The organism is Alicyclobacillus shizuokensis NBRC 103103, assembly GCF_001552255.1.
Taxonomy (GTDB): domain Bacteria; phylum Bacillota; class Bacilli; order Alicyclobacillales; family Alicyclobacillaceae; genus Alicyclobacillus_G; species Alicyclobacillus_G shizuokensis.
On record NZ_BCQV01000009.1, the window covers coordinates 1 to 16,289 of the forward strand.

A 16,289-nucleotide genomic window follows, 5' to 3' on the forward strand; every position below is an offset into this window, starting at 1 on the left:
GGGGGGGGGGGGTGCCGACGCGCCGTGTCAGGATGTCAGGGGTGCCGTGTCAGGAGCGCCGTGTGCTGTCGGAGGGTGGTCGATAGACAAACGGCCGTCGCTTGCGTTGTCCGGTGAACGATTGGTGGAACATTTTCAACAGTGCCCGCTTTTCCAGCCGCGACACGTACGAGCGGGAAATGCCCAGCTCTTCCGCCACCTCGTTTTGCGTCCATTCGCGGCCGTCAGCCAAGGCAAACCGCAGTTCAATAACCTTCCGCTCACGCTCATCGAGGATATCCATCAGCTTCATCATGTTGCGGATTTCTATCCGCTTGTTGACCTCTTCTTCTGTCTCATCCGCCTCAGAACCGAGGACATCTGAGATGGTGATTTCGTTACCTTCTTTATCCGTTCCGATGGGGCTGTAAAGGGATACATCCTTGCGCGTTTTCTTGAGCGCCCGCAACTGCATGAGGATTTCGTTTTGAATACAGCGCGCCGCATACGTCGCAAATTTCGTGCCTTTCGTCGGCTGGTAGGTCTCGACAGCCTTGATTAGGCCGACGGTGCCGATGGAGATCAGGTCGTCGTGGTCGATGCCGGAGGCATCAAATTTCTTTGCGACGTGGGCCACCAGGCGCAGGTTGTGCTCAATCAGGGCATGGTACGCCTCGCGGTCTCCTTGTTGCCACCGCTCGAAATAGGCTTGTTCTTCTTTTTTGGACAATGGTTGCGGGAATGACTGGTTCACATAGCCGGTCGTCAACGTGAGGTCATGCATGAGAAAATGGGCGGCATTGGCTAAAGACAGCAATCGCACGACACCTCCGCGCGTGGGGCTCAGGATGGATCAGTGTATGCGGGGCGGACAGATAATGTCTGGGCGATGACTGGGGAGACGTCATATGCACTCCGTAACGAATCGCGGAGGACAATTTTGTTGTCAACGGACATGTTTAGAGTGTGGACGTAGAGGCCGTCGCCAGCCTGATTGATGCCTAGTTGGAAAGACCTTAAAGGATACTGTAAATGCGGCGGTTGGGAACTGTACAAGCACATGGACCACTGAGAGCTTGACGGACAAGGTCTCATGGCACCTTTGTTTTGGAAAACGTATCCATTCAATTATTGGCAGTGAGGAAGGAATCTTTCATTCCACGTCGAATATCTGTCGAATATCTATGGGAAAACTAACCAAAGTCATGTACGGAGCCATCACCAAACGCACATATAAGGGCAAGACCTACACCTCCATCTTTCTTCGACAGACTTACCGGGAGATTGGCAAGGTCAAATATCGCGCGCTCGCCAATCTGTCCGCGTTCCCCGAGCATGTCGTCGAGCTCGTTCGCCGCGCTTGCTTTCCAAATGAAAAAGAGGTCTTCGCAGAGGAAGAAGAATTCCGCGTCAAAATTTGAAACAAAAGCATTCGAAGGGAAAGTGAGGGAAGGTGATGGAGCCACATCCGTTGTTAGCGAAAGCCAACGGCAGGTCCATCTCGAAGCACTGTGTAAAGCCTTCGGTCATTGAAGTAAAAAATCTTCAAAAAAGATACGGCCAAACGGTCGCCGTCGAAGACATCAGTTTTCGAGTCGAAACCGGTGAAATCTTTGTGCTGGTCGGTCCAAACGGCGCCGGGAAAACGACAATTGTGGAATGCATGGAGGGGTTGCGCGTCCCGGATGGCGGATTGGTCCGCATTCTTGGATTGGACCCAAGAAAAGATAGAGCGCGCATCTTTCAACAAGTCGGTGTTCAATTGCAAGAAGACCAATTGCTCCCGCGCCAAAAGCTGATTGAGGCGCTGAAGGTGTTCGCGAGTTTCTACGCCGATCCGTTCCCGTATAAAGAATTGATGGAGGCATGTGGCCTTTCCGGCTTGGAAAATAAATTCTTTGGGAAGTTATCAGGCGGCCAGAAGCGGCGGTTTATGCTTGTCCTTGCCTTAATTGGCCGGCCAAAGCTTGTGATGTTGGATGAACCCACAAGCGGACTTGATCCGCAAGCGAGGTTCAATATTTGGAGCATGCTGGAGCAATTCAAGCGGGAAGGGATGACGATCTTTTTGACGACGCATGACATGAATGAAGCCGAGGAACACGCAGACACATTGTGCATGGTCGATCACGGCAAAGTCATTGCGATGGGGGCGCCCAAGGAACTATTGCAGGAAAATCAAATGGGCGTAATGGTTAAAATCCCGGATCAACGAAACTGTGCACTCGATGAATTGGAGAACATTCCGCATCTCGGCAAATTGGAAAAAGTCCAATCCGATTATTTGCTTTACGGAATCGATTCGGAATTTCTGCCGTCGATTCATCGTTATGTTCAGGCCAAAGGCATCCCATTGGATGAAATCGAAACGCGCAAAGCCAACCTCGAGGACTTGTATTTATTTATGACGGGTCGCGTTTATCGAAAGGAGTGAGAAATTTTCATGAAATCCATTGCGCGCATGTTTTGGGCAGAAATTTTGTTGTTCGTGCGTGAACCGTTCGCGATGTTTTTCACACTTCTTTTCCCAGTGATTTTATTGTTGCTCTTTGGCTCCGTGTACGGACATTACGACATGCACAATGGCTTTCGTTTTATTGATATCTACATTCCTTCACTCTTTGCCATGGTGATTGCGAATCTCGGATTGATTTCGATTCCGATCACGCTCGCCGAATATAGGGAACGGGGCATTCTAAAGCATTATCAAGTAACCCCGATGCCACGGTTTGTCTTTTTGACCGTTCAGGTGGCTGTTCAAATCTTTATGTTCTTGATTTCAGCTGTTTTAATTTTAATCGTCGGGAAGATTGTTTTTAATATTCATTATGGCGGAAACCTTTTTGACACGGGTTTGTTCCTGTTGTTAAGTATGGCGATGTTGTATGCGGTCGGTTTTGCCGTCGGTGGGCTGGCGTCTACAATAAGGACCGCGCAGACGGCGGGGATGACTCTCTTTTTTATCATGTTTTTTTCTTCGGGTGCCGCCATTCCTAGAAGCGAGTTTCCGGAATGGCTGCAGCATGTGACCGATTATATCCCTCTTTCCCACGTAGTAGATGTGCTCGATGATTTATGGGTCGGCAAGCGCCTGATTCATTATATGGATTCCACTATATTGATTTTAGCCATTCTTGTCGTGGCCTTGATCGTCGCCAAATGGAAATTTCGCTGGGAATCGGTCAGTTGACGAAATACGAGAACCCGATGACGTTGCCATTGAACGCTATGGAGGGAATGCAGAACAGGATTCGGGACAAAGCACACAGTACGATGACGCCTCATACGCTGACCCACAGAGGATATGACCTAGAGGTGGATGAACGTGTACGAAAAGTACGAAGTCAGACCGCTCTCGTCCAAGCTCTTGAAACTACGCGGAATTTCCCCGCGAACCATCACGGAGCACTATAAGTTGTACGAGGGATACGTCAATAAGGTGAACGAGACCAGGGAAAAGTTACAGGCTGTCGATATGACGAAGGGGAATGCCACATACAGTGAAATTCGTGCATTAAAGCGCGGCGAAGGTTTTGCCCTGAACGGAGCAAAACTGCACGAACTGTACTTCGAACAATTGGGCGGAAAGGGCGGTTCTCCATCCGGCACTCTGATGAAGGCTATCCAAACTCAATACGGGTCTTATGACGCATTTTTGCGAGAGTTTCGGGGTTCAGGCCTATCCGGTCGAGGATGGGCCATTCTGGCCCATGATTGGGTCAGAAACGAACTCTTCGTTTATATCACCGATGACCAACAGGACGGGCATGTGATTCAGTCCACGCCCATTCTGCCGATGGATGTATATGAACACGCCTATTACATTGACTATGGCACAAATCGAAGCGAGTATATTACAGCATTCTTGGAAAACCTGGACTGGTCCATCGTAAATATACGGTATCAAACATCCGTGAAGAGGACCAGTCCACGTTTTCGCATCAGTTTCTCCTAACCTCAGCTGCATACTGTCGATGGGTCACGTCCATGGTGACGGCATTCTCTCCGAATTCCTACCAGAAATATCAGGAAGAACGCACATCTTCGATCAACTTCCCGGTTTCGACACAGATAACAGATAATAATTGGTGGTAAACTCGTTGCCCTCTTCATCGTGCCGATGGAGAGAAGGTCGTTGTGGTCGATGCCGGAGGAGTCAATTTTTTTCGCCATATGGGCCACCAGGCGGTTGCGCATGGAGATGGCCGCACTTTTCTGGTCTTCTTCTGTCGATCTTGTAAGAGAAACGGGGACACTGTGAAATTCCCGACGTCAGCGGCAGGAATTTTGCGATACACGTCGAAATGGGAGATTCATGGTTTCATGCGTGGGATGTGAGTATACTTCCGCACGTGTGAGGTGGCATAGGAACGGCCAGAAAAAAACTCTTGGGTGAAGGGGTTGGCGTCTTGCGGTTGCGCAAACAGCTGATGGTCTCCCTGAGTGGCGCTTTGGTGGCCGTGTCCGCGTTGGTTCCGCAGGTGAAGGCGGACAGTCTGAGCGATAAGCAGCAGCGGCTCAACAAATTGCAGTCTCAGGCAGACCAGGTGTCCAGCGAAATCGCCCGCCAGCGGGCCAAGGCGAATGCGATTCAAAGCAAGATCGATGATTATCAGGCGCATATCGATTCGATGAATCAACAGATTGAAGCGAGCCAGCGCCAGGTCGATGAAATCCGCAGCAAGATAGATCGACTCATGGATCAGATGGCGCAGAATCAGAAACAGTTGACGGAAGATAAGCGAAAGTTGCGGGAGATGCTTCGAGCAGCCTATGAGTATGGTCAGGTGCCCTACCTGGAGGTCCTCTTCAAGGCTACTTCGTGGGATGATCTCTTGACGCGGTTGCAGGCGCTTTCTCAGGTCTCTCGCAGCGAGAAGCAACTGGCCGACCGAGTGGCGGCGTTGCAGGTGCAGCTGCGGGAGCAGCAGCGTGATCAGGAAGCATCCTTTCGGCAGCTGAAAACCAAGGTCCAGCGGTTGCAGGAATTGCGGGATCAGAATCTCGCTCTGCAAAGTGAACAAAAGCAAGCGCTGTCCATAGTCAGCCGCGGCTTGGACCTGCAAGAACTGCGCCGCGTCCAGTTGCAGAATCAGATTGGCATGACGCAAGACGAAATCCAGGAACTGAAACAGGAAGCGCAGCGGTCTGCGGCTCAGGCATCCGCCGCATCCGCATCGGCATCTACATCCACATCCACGAACAGTGGGAGTTCCGCGAGTGGTGGGTCGTCCCAGACGCCAGCGCCAGCCAGCACAACGCTGCGGTCGGGAAATGGGAGCGACATCGCTACATATGCCGCGTCGTTCGTTGGTCATCCATATGTCTGGGGCGCTGCGGGTCCAAATTCCTTCGATTGCTCCGGACTGGTCATGTACGTGTACAACCGATTCGGTATCAGCCTGCCACACTCGTCGTATGCCCAATTTGGCATGGGAACGCCGGTCGCCAAGTCCGACTTGCAGGCAGGCGATTTAGTATTCTTCAGCACCGACGGTGGCGGGGCGTCCCATGTGGGCATCTATCTTGGCAACGGTGAAATGGTGAGCGCGCAATCGCAGCGCAGCGGTGTGAAAGAGGCGTACATCTTCTCTGGATATTGGGCCAACTCTTACATAGGTGCCCGGCGTATCGTCCAGTGACACATGTGGCGGCCGTTATTCCGGCTGGAATCACGCGTGACGAAAAGACAACGTAAATCATATCGTGATACTGCTTTCCGCCGAAATCCGAGACGCGTTTGGGCATCCGCTTACGGAGGCCGAGGCGCGTTTTCCTTTAGCTCATGGCGAGGGCATGGGCCAGGTGCTCTGCAATGGTGCGGTGGCCCGCATCATTGGGATGAATCGGCAGCACCGGACTGGCCAGAGCGTCTTCGAGCCGCCCGGACCTGTAGCCTGCGATGAACTCCCGTTGCCTGCCGGAAAACCATGTGTGCACAGGCACCAGCTCGGCACCGGCGGCTGCGGCGACTTGTTCCGTTGTATGATTTAGTTTGCCAATAGCGCCTCCGGCCAGCGGGGAGTTCGGAAATGGGTTGTATTGCGTGCAGACCAGAATCCGGGCTTTGCTGACTTTGCGAATGAAGCGGCAGAGAAACGCCAAGTCGTCCGCGTAGGTTGCGAGTGCTTGCGCTACTGTCGTGGATGGAGCGCCACGCAGCATGCGCAGACCGGCGTACGCCAGGTCGTCTCCACCCACCCAAATCACTACCGCGTCCGACCGTCTAAGCGGCAGGACAGGGTTCTCCAGGACGGCAGCAGTCAGAGCGGCGCTCGTCCAGCCGGGTTCCGCCAACACGTGGGCGACGACGGGGCGGCCTGTTTTACCGAGCAAGCTTGCGGTCAATCCAGGATACGCCCTGCCCGGCGATGTGGCGTCTCGCCCGGCCGTGATGGAGTCTCCGAGTGCGGTGAATCCGCGCATCCACATTACCTCCCCTTGTATTGCATGTCAAATCTCGTCGAGCGACACCGATAGATGGACCGTAATTCGTCTCCCACAACAGCATGGGAGTCATAATAAGGAGAGCGGGCGCGATATGGTATAGTGGGGACAAGCGATGGGGGGCATATGGATTCGTGCTGTCGCCGAGCCGGATGTCCTGCGGCAGAAGGCAGCGGCAGGGCCGGGCCGCGGCGATTGCGTGCGGATGGAGGAGGCATACATGAATGGAAGGGAATCAGCGGCGGCTGCCACCAGGCCAGTTTTTGACGGAAAAGTGGCCTGTTTTGCACGCCGGCAGTGTACCCACGGTGGACCTGCAGACGTGGGATTTTCGCATCTTCGGTCTGGTCCGTGCACCCAAGCGGCTCACGTGGCATGAGTTCCGAGGTCTTCCCGTGACCACAAGCACGTCCGACATCCATTGCGTCACCCAGTGGTCGCGGTATGACAATCACTGGGAAGGGGTCTCCTTTCGCGACGTGATGGACCTTGTGGACGTGGATGCGGCTGCCAAGTACGTGCTGGTGCACGGTGAACAGGGTTACACCGCCAATCTGCCGCTGGAAGATTTGCTGCGGGAAGGTGTCCTCTTCGCTTACCGGCACGACGGTCGGGACTTGACGCCCGAACACGGTTGGCCGCTGCGCCTGGTGGTACCTCACCTCTATTTTTGGAAGAGTGTCAAGTGGGTGCGCGGCATCGAGTTCCTGTGGGAGGACGTTCCAGGGTTCTGGGAGCAGTACGGTTATCATCTGTACGGGGACCCCTGGCAGGAGCAGCGGTTTCGGGATGATCCGGAGTGGATGGGTACAGGCCCGACGACGGACGAATACTACCGGACTATTCGTTCACGGGTTCGTCGTGGTATGGTGCCGCCGAGGGAACGATGAACTCGCTGAAGTCGTGGGCCAATTCGGTGCGGGAGAAGACCGAGCGAGCTTCCGCCAATAGTTCTCGCTCGCGGTCGGGTTCGTAGCGGGAGCTCAGATGCGTGAGTATGAGTTGCTTTACACGCGCCCGGCCTGCCTGTTCCGCCGCCTGGACGCCGGTGCTGTGGTGATGCGTCAAGGCCAGCGCTGCGTCTGCCTGCGTGTAGGTGGCTTCATGTACCAGCACGTCCGCATCAGCCGCCAATTCCACCGTTTGCGGGCAGGGAAGAGTGTCGCCCATGATGGCAACCGTGCGGCCGCGAACGGGCGGATCGACAAAATCAGGTCCGTGCAGGACACGCCCGTCCGCCAACCGCACCGTTTTCCCCTGCTTGACGAGCTGATACAGGGGGCCTGGACGCACCCCGAGCGCCTCTAGGGATTCACGACGCAGGCGGCCGGGCTTCGGCGGTTCGACGATCCGATAGCCATAGCAGGTCACGCCGTGGTTCAGCGCGCGCACGTGAACCGAAAAGCCGTCTGCCGCAAGCCGCTGGCCATCGTGAAGTTCGTGAAGATTCAGCGGATAGGTCAGGTGCACCCCGCTCGCGGTCAGCGTGGCTTGTAGATAGTCGCCGAGGCCGGAGGGACCATACACGTGAAGCGGCCGCTCTGGGCTCTGGAAAGAACGGCTGGCCAGCAGCCCCGGCAAACCGTAGATGTGGTCTCCATGCAGGTGGGTCACAAAGATGCGCGTCAGCTTGCTCAGGCGGATGGGGCTGGCCAAGACGCGATGCTGTGTTCCCTCGCCGCAGTCAAACATCCAGACTTGACCAATTTCCGCTTCCAGGCGCAGGCACAGGGAGCTGACGTTGCGCCGCTTGCTGGGCACGCCTGCACCGGTGCCGAGAAAATACAGCCGCATGATGGCACCTCCAGGTCTCCGGCTATGACCGGACGGAAATCAGATTTGAAAGTGATTCATTCGCCAAGGAGTGGGGGACTATGCCGACTGTCTACGTCACTCGGCGCTTGCCCGACGATGTGATGAAACGTCTGCAGGCGTCTGTCCACGTCTCATTTTACCCGAATGACGCCGAGCCGGTTCCACGCACTCGGCTGTTGGCAGATGTGGCGGGCGCCGACGGCATCCTCAGCATGCTGACCGACCGGGTGGACGCCGAGGTGATGGATGCGGCGGGACCTCAGCTGCGGGTCATCGCCAACTTGGCTGTCGGGTATGACAACATCGATGTGGGGGAGGCTGAACGGCGTGGTATTGTGGTCACCAATACGCCCGATGTGCTGACGGAGACCACCGCCGACCTGACTTTCGCCCTGATGATGGCGGCCGCCCGCCAGCTGTCGAGCGCCGAGCGGAGCCTGCGCGCCGGGCAGTGGCGAGCGTGGAGCCTGCTCTCTTACACCGGAGTCGATGTGTACGGCAAGTGTCTCGGTATTGTCGGCATGGGACGCATCGGGGAAGCGCTGGCCCGGCGCGCCGCCGGGTTTGGCATGCGCATCCTGTATTTCAACCGTCATCGCCGCCCAGAGGTGGAACAGGCTTCGGGGGCGACCTTCTGTTCGTTTGACGAGCTGCTGGCCACGGCCGATTTTGTGGTCGCGCTGGCGCCGCTGACAGCCGAGACACGTGGCATGTTCAACCGGCGCGCCTTTGGCTTGATGAAGCGAACAGCCGTGTTTGTCAACACTGCCCGCGGTCCCATTGTCGATGAGGAGGCGCTCGTGGAAGCGCTGAGGGAACGGCAAATCTTCGCCGCCGGACTCGACGTCTATGCCGAGGAGCCTTTGCCGCCCGAGCACCCTCTGCTGCAGTTGGACAACGTGGTGCTGCTGCCGCACATCGGGTCCGCCAGCGTCGAGACAAGGCTCGCTATGGCCCGCCTGGCGGTGGACAACATTTTGGCGGTGCTGGGCGGGCAAGCCCCGCTGACGCCGGTCGTGGGCCCGACCAGCGGGATCCCACACGCCTGAGGCGCCTCAGCAGCAGTACTGCCGTCGCCGGCTGAGGCGCTGGCGCTCATGCGGGTCCGGGAAGTCGTCCGGATCGTCCTCGTCGGGGCTGACCATGTGGCGTCCCCGCTGTTTGTCCTCCTTGCCGGTCGCTGGTTTGCTGCCGGGAGCCCCGGGAACGGCGGAGGCGTTTTCGAACGTTCCGAATACAACAGGCTTTCCATTTTCCACCATCTGTTGGCCTTTGGCGAACACATGTTGGATTTGAAACTTCTCATCGGTGAGGATGAGGTCAGCGTCCAGCCCGGGGCGAATCATCCCTTTGTGACCCAGTTTCAGCACCCGCGCGACGTGCCGGGTGACGATGGAGACGGCCGTTTCGACCGGTATCTCCTCTTCCACCACCATGTCGCGCGTCTCCTCCCACAGGGTCGCAATCGATCCGATGCCCATCGCGACGATTTTTCCCGTGTCATCAAAGATGGGGGAGCTGCCGTTGCTGTCCGAACTCATGGTGATGAGCTGCGGCCGCACTCCAGCGTCAAGCAGTTGACGGACGGCGCGAGCCGGTTTGACGGAGATGTGGTCGTGTTTATCCGGGCGAATGCCCGACGTAACGTCGACAAATCCGCCCTGCCGGCCGTAACGGATGGCCTCCCGCAGCAGATCGGGGTTGCGGTTGAGGTGGGTGGGGACGAACACCGAACGGGGGAGTTCCGTCTGTGCCAGGACCTCAAACAGAATGTCCAGCCTCGAATCATCGTCACCCACGTGCAGATGCAAAACGCCCGCCTTGCCCGCCAAAAGCCCCCCGACGCGCGCCTCGCTCGCCAACTCGGCGATGTCGTGCCGGGTTGGATGGCTGGACCGGGAATCGGAGATGGCGATTTCTCCGACACCTATCACCTTGTCGATGAGCACCAGGTCCGAGCGAGGCGTGCCTGTGATGGTGCGCGTGGGGACCTGGTAGGCGCCACTGTAGATGTAGGTAGTGATGCCTTCAAACTCGAGGCCGTTGGCCTTGGCCAGCAGCTCGCGGGTACTGCGCGTGACGCCGTCGGTTCCCAGCACACCCACGGCGGTTGTCACACCCGCGGTGGTCAGGTGGCTGAGAGCGATCTCGGGTGTTCGATAGTGAAACCCGCCTTCCCCGCCGCCGCCGGCCATGTGCACGTGTTGATCAATCAAGCCCGGGAACGCGTACAGGCCTCGTCCGTCTATCTGCTGGATGTCCGGCAACACGCCGTGCAGTGACAGGTCATCGGCGATGGCGATGATTTGTTTCCCAGCCATCAGGATGTCCTTATTGCCCATAGGGGTGGGGGCGTAGACGGTGGCCCCTTTGATGAGGGTGAGCATGGACAAACGAATACCTCCTGTCAACCTTGGGGGTGATATCCGGTAGTCTACCCGGGGACGCCAGGACGGAATCGCCCGCAAGTGGATTGGCGATCCGGTCAGGCAAGCTGTCGAGTGAGCTTCCGATCTGATTGTCGGGCGCGGCTTCGTCCGATAAAGTAGACGGTGGCAAGGGATTCTCGTGGGTGTCTGTGGATTATCGTTTCTGGGAGCGGGGGAGTTGCGTGCAAAGCGTGTTCTTCGCGTTGCTGCATCGATTACGTTCCACCATCCGCTGGGGCGGCATGATGGCTCTGCAGTCGGAGGATGTGGCGCAGCACAGTTTTGGCGTGGCGCTGATTGCCCATGCGCTATGCGTGATTGATGAATCGGTGTACGGACAAAAGCCAGATGTGGCCAAGGTGCTGGCGGCGGCGTTGTTGCATGACGCATCGGAAGCCATCCTGACCGACGTGGTGGCGCCCGTAAAAAAGTACAACGAAGAAGTGGCGGAGGCATTTGGCCGCTTGGAGCGGTTGGCTGAACGGCAATTGGTCGCCTCCCTGCCCCAGGAACTGCGTCCCGCCTATGCGCAGGCATTGGCGAGAGAGGACGAGAGCGTGGCCGCCTATGTCCATGCCGCAGATAAACTGGACGCTCTCTGCAAGTGTCGATTGGAAGTGCGGCGCGGCAATCAAGAGTTTGCATTGGCCGCTGAGCAGATCTCCAAGCAGGTGGCCGCCATCGCGGAAACCATGCCGGCTGTGAGATACTTCGTGGAGCGGTTTTTGCCCGCCTTTGATCATACCGTCGACGAGTACAGGTATCTGCAGGAAAACTAACGGGGGACGACGCTTGTCGTCCCCCGCGGCCAGCTGTTGCCTTTGGCGCTTGCAAGCGGATTACTTAGCCGCCTCGTAACGCCGGTTAACCTCGGCCCAGTTGACAATGTTCCAGAAGGCGGTGATGTAATCAGGCCGCTTGTTCTGGTACTTCAGGTAGTAGGCGTGCTCCCATACGTCCAGGCCAAGAATCGGCGTCTTGCCTTCCATCAGCGGGCTGTCCTGGTTCGGTGTGCTGATGATCTCCAGCTTGCCGTTGTGGACGACCAGCCAAGCCCAGCCGCTGCCAAAGCGTCCAGCAGCTGCCTTCGAGAACTCGTCTTTGAACTTCTCGAAGCTGTCAAACGTCTGGTTAATGGCATCGGCCACCGCGCCGGTTGGCTGACCGCCGCCGTTGGGGCTGAGGATCTGCCAGAACAGGCTGTGGTTGGCATGACCGCCCCCATTGTTGCGGACCGCTGTACGGATGGACTCCGGAACGGAGTTAATACCGGCGAGCAGGTCCTCAATGCTCTTGGCCTGCAGGTCTGCGTGTCCCTCCAGGGCAGCGTTGAGGTTATTCACATATGTCCCGTGGTGACGGTCATGATGGATTTCCATTGTCAGCGCGTCAATATGGGGTTCCAAGGCATTGAATGCATATGGCAGAGGCGGCAGTTGGTGAGCCATGACAATCCCTCCAATGCAGTGTAATGGGTGCAACCATCACCACTCATCTTACCGCAACGGACAGACTATTTCCACTCACAGCTTCAGCTTGTCCGCGGCACCCTCGAATTGCTCAGGGCGAGCATTGATGGTATACATAGGAGGAAGTGGACAAGGCGGCACCTCGTGAGTTGTTGGAGGATGTTAGCACATTGTACAGGCGGGTGAACAGTTTGACACTGTTGCAAGGAAAAAACGTCCTGGTGATGGGTGTGGCGAACAAGCGCAGCATCGCCTGGGGAGTGGCTAAGTCGGCCTACCGGATGGGGGCCAGATTGGTGTTCACGTGTTTAAGCGAACGTGAGCGAGGAAAGATCCAGGAGTTGCTGGATGAGACTATGCCAAACGAGGACTTTCCTATCGTTCAGTGCGATGTCAGTGACGACGCGCAGATGGACAGGGCGTTTGCGGAAATCGGTGAGAAGGTGTCGGTTCTGCATGGACTGGCCCATTGCGTGGCATTCGCCAAAGGCGACGAGTTGCAGGGCGAATACGTGAACACCTCGCGTGACGGGTATTGGTTGGCTCAGAACATCAGCGCCTACTCGTTGGTTGCTGCTGCCCGGCGGGCGCGTCCCCTGATGCGGGAGGGCGGTTCCATCGTCACCCTGACCTACCTGGGCGGTGAGCGGGTGGTTGAAAGCTACAACGTGATGGGTGTCGCCAAGGCGGCGCTTGATGCCAGCATGCGTTATCTGGCCAAGGACTTGGGCAAGGACAACATTCGTGTGAACGCCATTAGTTCCGGCCCTGTGCGCACGGTGTCGGCCAAAGGGGTGCACGGATTCGACAAGATGCTGCACGTCTTGGCTGAACGCGCCCCGCTGGGCCGCGCAACGGATCCCGAAGAGGTCGGCGATGTGGCCTCTTTCCTGTTCTCCGACCTCTCCCGCAATGTGACAGGGGAGATCATCCACGTGGACGGCGGCTATCACATCCTGGGCATATAAACGGTCATGACCACCAGACAGCTTGGCCGGACCGGGACGGATGGGCCGGCCGCGCGCCCAGCCGAGCAACGCGCTGGGCGCCTATCTCCTCATCCTTGCTATCCCGTACAGAATTATGATTGTGCGGTTTCACAGCTGAGCCAGCGTCTTCGCGCGGCTGCCCACCGCTTCCCGGATGTGCGAGAACCCGTCTCTCGCCAACAGGGACGGCAGTTCTTGTACCAGGCTGCGCACAAGGGCGGGACCGTGGTAGATAAAGGCGGTGTAGACCTGCACCAGGCTTGCGCCCGCGCAAATCTTCTCATAGGCGTCTTGTGCGGTCGAGACGCCGCCACAGCCGATGATAGGCGTTTGGTCTCCGATGGCCAGGTGCAGGCGGGCAATGACCTGGGTGGAGCGAGTGCGCAGGGGTTTGCCGCTGAGTCCGCCTTGTTCATGGCTGTGCCGCGAAGAGAGTCCCTCGCGGCGGACGGTGGTGTTGGTCGCAATCAGGCCGTCCACTCCGGCTTTGCAGAGCCGCTGGGCGATGTGGACGAGCGTATCGTCCGGGAGGTCGGGTGACAGTTTGACAAGCACCGGCGGTCTATGGGGGACCATCGCCGTGTTCGCCTGGTACAGCTCGTCGCGCTTCGCCAAGACGCGGGCGACAAGCGGCAGCAGGGATTCTTCCGCTTGCAAATCGCGCAGTCCAGGCGTGTTGGGAGAACTCACGTTGATGACGATGTAGTCGGCGAGCGGATAGACGGTCTCCATGACCAGAAGGTAATCCTCGGCTGCCCACTCGTTGTGGGTGGTCTTGTTGCGGCCGCAGTTCACACCGACAATGCCTCGGCGCCGGCGCTGCGACAGATGTTTGCGCAGGGCGGCGGCGCCGCGATTGTTGAAGCCCATGCGGTTGATGAGCGCCTCGTCCTCGAGGAGGCGGAACAGGCGCGGCTTGGGATTGCCTGGTTGGGGTCTGGGTGTGACGGTGCCGACTTCGAGGAAGGAAAAGCCGCACGCGAGCAAACCGTCGATGGCGATGCCATCTTTGTCCAGTCCCGCCGCCAAACCAATAGGATGGGGAAAGGACAGCCCCCATAGAGTCTGGGACAAGTGCGGCGTTGCTGGCCCGATGCGTCCGAATAGGCGGGCGGCGCCTGGAAACAGGGAAAGGGTACGCAGGGTTATTCGGTGAGCTCGTTCTGGGTCCATGTGAAAAAGAACGCTGCGAATCAGGGGATACATGCAGTTCCTCCCGGACTGAAATAATAGTGCCTGGTGGCTGGGCAAACAGTCGAGTGTCTTTGAGTTCCAATATACGTTTTGGCACATGAATTGACAAATCTCGCTCTGCGCACGCGGGATGGGTTTGATTTATCCGAATATCATGCCTATAATGGTGGCACAAAGCAGTCATCTTATTTCTTTTTTTAGCTGAAAGGAGAGAACCTATGGCTGGGGCGGCTTCATTCAAAAAAAAGCTGAACCTGCTCGACCTCACGTTTCTAGGGGTGGGGTCCATCGTCGGTTCGGGCTGGTTGTTTGCAGCGCAGGGGGCAGCTGCGTATGCAGGCCCGAGTGCATGGTTGGCGTGGGTTATCGCTGCAGTGGCATTCATTCTTATCGGTTTAACGTATGCCGAACTTGGGGGCATGCTCCCGCGCGCTGGAGGTTTCGTTCGCTATCCCAATTATACGCACGGCAGCTTGACTGGGTATCTTACGGGATTTGCGGCGATGCTGGCGTATTCCAGCGTGGCCGGCGTCGAGGTGGAAGCGGTGCGCGGGTACGCGTCGCGTTGGCTTCCGGGCTTGGCCAGCGGTGATGGACCTTCCGCATGGGGTTACATCTTGGAAATCGCGCTGTTGGTGGTCTTCTTCCTCTTGAATTACTGGAGCGTCAATGTATTCGGCAAGGTCAACTCGATTGTAACGGCTATCAAGTTCATCGTTCCCCTACTGACTCTCATCGTGCTGTTGTTCAGCTTTCATGGCGCCAACTATTCGGTGGGCGGCGCCAGTCCCGGCGGCTTCAAGGGTGTCATGCAGGCAGTGGCGGTGGCGGGCATCGCGTTTGCGTTTCTCGGTTGGCGCCAGGCGGTGGACTTCGGCTCTGAGGCAAGAAACCCGCAACGGCACATCCCGCTCGCCATCATTATCGGGATCTCCATCAGCGCGCTGTTGTACATCGCGTTGCAGTTGGTGTTCATCGGGGCCGTACCGCCCGATGTTTTGGCTAAGGCGGGAGGCTGGGCGCACCTGCAGTTCCAAGACGCGCCCTATGCTGACTTGGCGACCTCGCTTGGCATGGCGTGGCTGGCTAATGTGCTGTTTGTCGATGCCGTCATTTCTCCGTCTGGGACGGGCAACATCTATGTTTCCGGCACCACCCGCGTGTTGTTTGCCTGGGCCAAGACGGGCCTGTTCTACTCGCTCTTCGGCAAGGTGGACCGCCGCACCGGTATTCCGCGTGGCGCCCTGTGGTTGTCGTTAATTTTGGCAATCGTCTGGGTTTTGCCGGAAAACTACAGCGTCTGGAGCGGTTTGGTGGGTGCCGTCACCGGGGCCACAGTGTTGACCTACGTGTGCGGACCGATTTCGGTAACTTCTCTGCGCAAAACGTCGCCAGACCTCCATCGTCCGTTTAAGCTGGGTGGGCTCGCGGTGATTGCGCCGCTGGCCTTCATCGCCGGCTCGTTCATCATCTACTGGGGTGGTTGGAACAACAACAGGTTCTTGATTGGTATGACGCTCGCGTCGCTGGTCCTGTACTTTGCCTTCATGGACCGGGATGAGCACTGGCACCAAAAGCTGAAGTCAGAGTGGCGGTCGGGCATTTGGCTGGTCGTATATTACGTATTCATGATGGTGATGTCCTACATTGGATCGTTTGGTCCTCTGAAAAACCCCATCATCCCGTATGGTTGGGATTTGCTGGTCGTCGCGGTGGGGGCCATCATCATTTATTATTGGGCGGTTGCTAGCGCTCTGCCGCAGCCGATCATAGATACCGATGATGAAGAGGACGTCGCGGTCAAAGCAGCCAATGTTTGACGTTTGACGAATCCTGTGTGCGGTCCCGGGCTCGGTGCCCGTGGGCCGCATCTTTGATTTTGACCCATTGTGGTTTGCGCGGCTGGTTCTGTCACGCAGGTGCCGAGATCGACGTCTAAATGAGTGACACGGGGGGTGTGGCGTCCT

Annotated in this window: 16 protein-coding genes; 10 read left to right on the forward strand and 6 right to left on the reverse strand. The window is 57.3% G+C overall.

Going from position 1 to position 16,289, the window contains the following annotated elements; all coding sequences use genetic code 11:
- Window positions 1-49: 49 nt before the first annotated feature.
- A complete protein-coding gene (gene sigK / locus ASH01S_RS04805; protein WP_157066998.1) occupies window positions 50-796 on the reverse strand; it encodes an RNA polymerase sporulation sigma factor SigK in 747 nt (248 codons plus the stop codon).
- Window positions 797-1,184: 388 nt separating this feature from the next.
- On the opposite strand from sigK, the gene ASH01S_RS18805 reads away from it, so the two are divergent.
- The 5 genes from ASH01S_RS18805 to ASH01S_RS04830 all read left to right on the forward strand — a co-directional run bounded on the left by ASH01S_RS18805 (window position 1,185) and on the right by ASH01S_RS04830 (window position 5,621).
- Window positions 1,185-1,400: an IS1634 family transposase N-terminal domain-related protein gene (locus ASH01S_RS18805; protein ID WP_067924464.1), complete on the forward strand. Its 216-nt coding sequence runs from the start codon at window positions 1,185-1,187 to the stop codon at window positions 1,398-1,400.
- A 35-nt stretch (window positions 1,401-1,435) separates the two neighbouring features.
- The gene (locus tag ASH01S_RS04815; RefSeq protein ID WP_067924467.1) at window positions 1,436-2,413 is read left to right on the forward strand and encodes an ABC transporter ATP-binding protein; all 978 of its coding nucleotides are present in this window, start codon (window positions 1,436-1,438) and stop codon (window positions 2,411-2,413) included.
- A gap of 9 nt (window positions 2,414-2,422) precedes the next feature.
- Window positions 2,423-3,169, forward strand: a complete 747-nt coding sequence (locus tag ASH01S_RS04820) for an ABC transporter permease (RefSeq protein ID WP_067924469.1) — start codon at window positions 2,423-2,425, stop codon at window positions 3,167-3,169.
- 135 nt (window positions 3,170-3,304) lie between these two features.
- Window positions 3,305-3,934: a superoxide dismutase gene (locus ASH01S_RS04825; RefSeq protein ID WP_217996295.1), complete on the forward strand. Its 630-nt coding sequence runs from the start codon at window positions 3,305-3,307 to the stop codon at window positions 3,932-3,934.
- Window positions 3,935-4,388: 454 nt separating this feature from the next.
- Window positions 4,389-5,621 (forward strand): C40 family peptidase, encoded by a 1,233-nt coding sequence (locus tag ASH01S_RS04830; RefSeq protein WP_067924474.1) that lies wholly within the window; start codon window positions 4,389-4,391, stop codon window positions 5,619-5,621.
- A 136-nt stretch (window positions 5,622-5,757) separates the two neighbouring features.
- Here the strand turns inward: ASH01S_RS04830 and ASH01S_RS04835 are convergent, their stop codons facing one another.
- A complete protein-coding gene (locus ASH01S_RS04835) occupies window positions 5,758-6,405 on the reverse strand; it encodes an SGNH/GDSL hydrolase family protein (protein ID WP_067924476.1) in 648 nt (215 codons plus the stop codon).
- 245 nt (window positions 6,406-6,650) lie between these two features.
- Between ASH01S_RS04835 and ASH01S_RS04840 the strand changes: the two genes are divergently transcribed.
- On the forward strand, window positions 6,651-7,316 hold the full coding sequence (locus ASH01S_RS04840) for a sulfite oxidase-like oxidoreductase (protein WP_067924479.1): 666 nt from the start codon (window positions 6,651-6,653) through the stop codon (window positions 7,314-7,316).
- On the opposite strand, the gene rnz is transcribed toward ASH01S_RS04840, so the two are convergent.
- Window positions 7,267-8,220: a ribonuclease Z gene (rnz, locus tag ASH01S_RS04845; RefSeq protein WP_067924480.1), complete on the reverse strand. Its 954-nt coding sequence runs from the start codon at window positions 8,218-8,220 to the stop codon at window positions 7,267-7,269. The genes ASH01S_RS04840 and rnz overlap by 50 nt on opposite strands.
- Window positions 8,221-8,300: 80 nt before the next feature.
- Here rnz and ASH01S_RS04850 point away from each other — a divergent pair, with 80 nt between their 5' ends.
- Window positions 8,301-9,290, forward strand: coding sequence for a 2-hydroxyacid dehydrogenase (locus ASH01S_RS04850; protein WP_067924483.1), 990 nt, complete (start codon window positions 8,301-8,303; stop codon window positions 9,288-9,290).
- A gap of 6 nt (window positions 9,291-9,296) precedes the next feature.
- Here the strand turns inward: ASH01S_RS04850 and iadA are convergent, their stop codons facing one another.
- Window positions 9,297-10,628, reverse strand: coding sequence for a beta-aspartyl-peptidase (gene iadA / locus ASH01S_RS04855; RefSeq protein ID WP_067924666.1), 1,332 nt, complete (start codon window positions 10,626-10,628; stop codon window positions 9,297-9,299).
- A 224-nt stretch (window positions 10,629-10,852) separates the two neighbouring features.
- Between iadA and yfbR the strand changes: the two genes are divergently transcribed.
- Window positions 10,853-11,449, forward strand: coding sequence for a 5'-deoxynucleotidase (gene yfbR / locus ASH01S_RS04860; protein WP_067924487.1), 597 nt, complete (start codon window positions 10,853-10,855; stop codon window positions 11,447-11,449).
- Window positions 11,450-11,509: 60 nt separating this feature from the next.
- On the opposite strand, the gene ASH01S_RS04865 is transcribed toward yfbR, so the two are convergent.
- Window positions 11,510-12,118 carry a superoxide dismutase gene (locus ASH01S_RS04865; RefSeq protein WP_067924490.1) on the reverse strand — a complete coding sequence of 203 codons (609 nt, stop codon included), beginning with the start codon at window positions 12,116-12,118 and terminating at the stop codon, window positions 11,510-11,512.
- Between the two features lie 212 nt (window positions 12,119-12,330).
- On the opposite strand from ASH01S_RS04865, the gene fabI reads away from it, so the two are divergent.
- Window positions 12,331-13,107: an enoyl-ACP reductase FabI gene (gene fabI / locus ASH01S_RS04870; protein ID WP_067924669.1), complete on the forward strand. Its 777-nt coding sequence runs from the start codon at window positions 12,331-12,333 to the stop codon at window positions 13,105-13,107.
- 129 nt (window positions 13,108-13,236) lie between these two features.
- On the opposite strand, the gene pyrD is transcribed toward fabI, so the two are convergent.
- Complete coding sequence (gene pyrD / locus ASH01S_RS04875) at window positions 13,237-14,334, reverse strand: dihydroorotate dehydrogenase (quinone) (protein WP_067924492.1); 1,098 nt, start codon at window positions 14,332-14,334, stop codon at window positions 13,237-13,239.
- A 206-nt stretch (window positions 14,335-14,540) separates the two neighbouring features.
- Between pyrD and ASH01S_RS04880 the strand changes: the two genes are divergently transcribed.
- Window positions 14,541-16,142 carry an APC family permease gene (locus ASH01S_RS04880; RefSeq protein ID WP_067924499.1) on the forward strand — a complete coding sequence of 534 codons (1,602 nt, stop codon included), beginning with the start codon at window positions 14,541-14,543 and terminating at the stop codon, window positions 16,140-16,142.
- The last annotated feature ends 147 nt before the right edge of the window (window positions 16,143-16,289 follow it).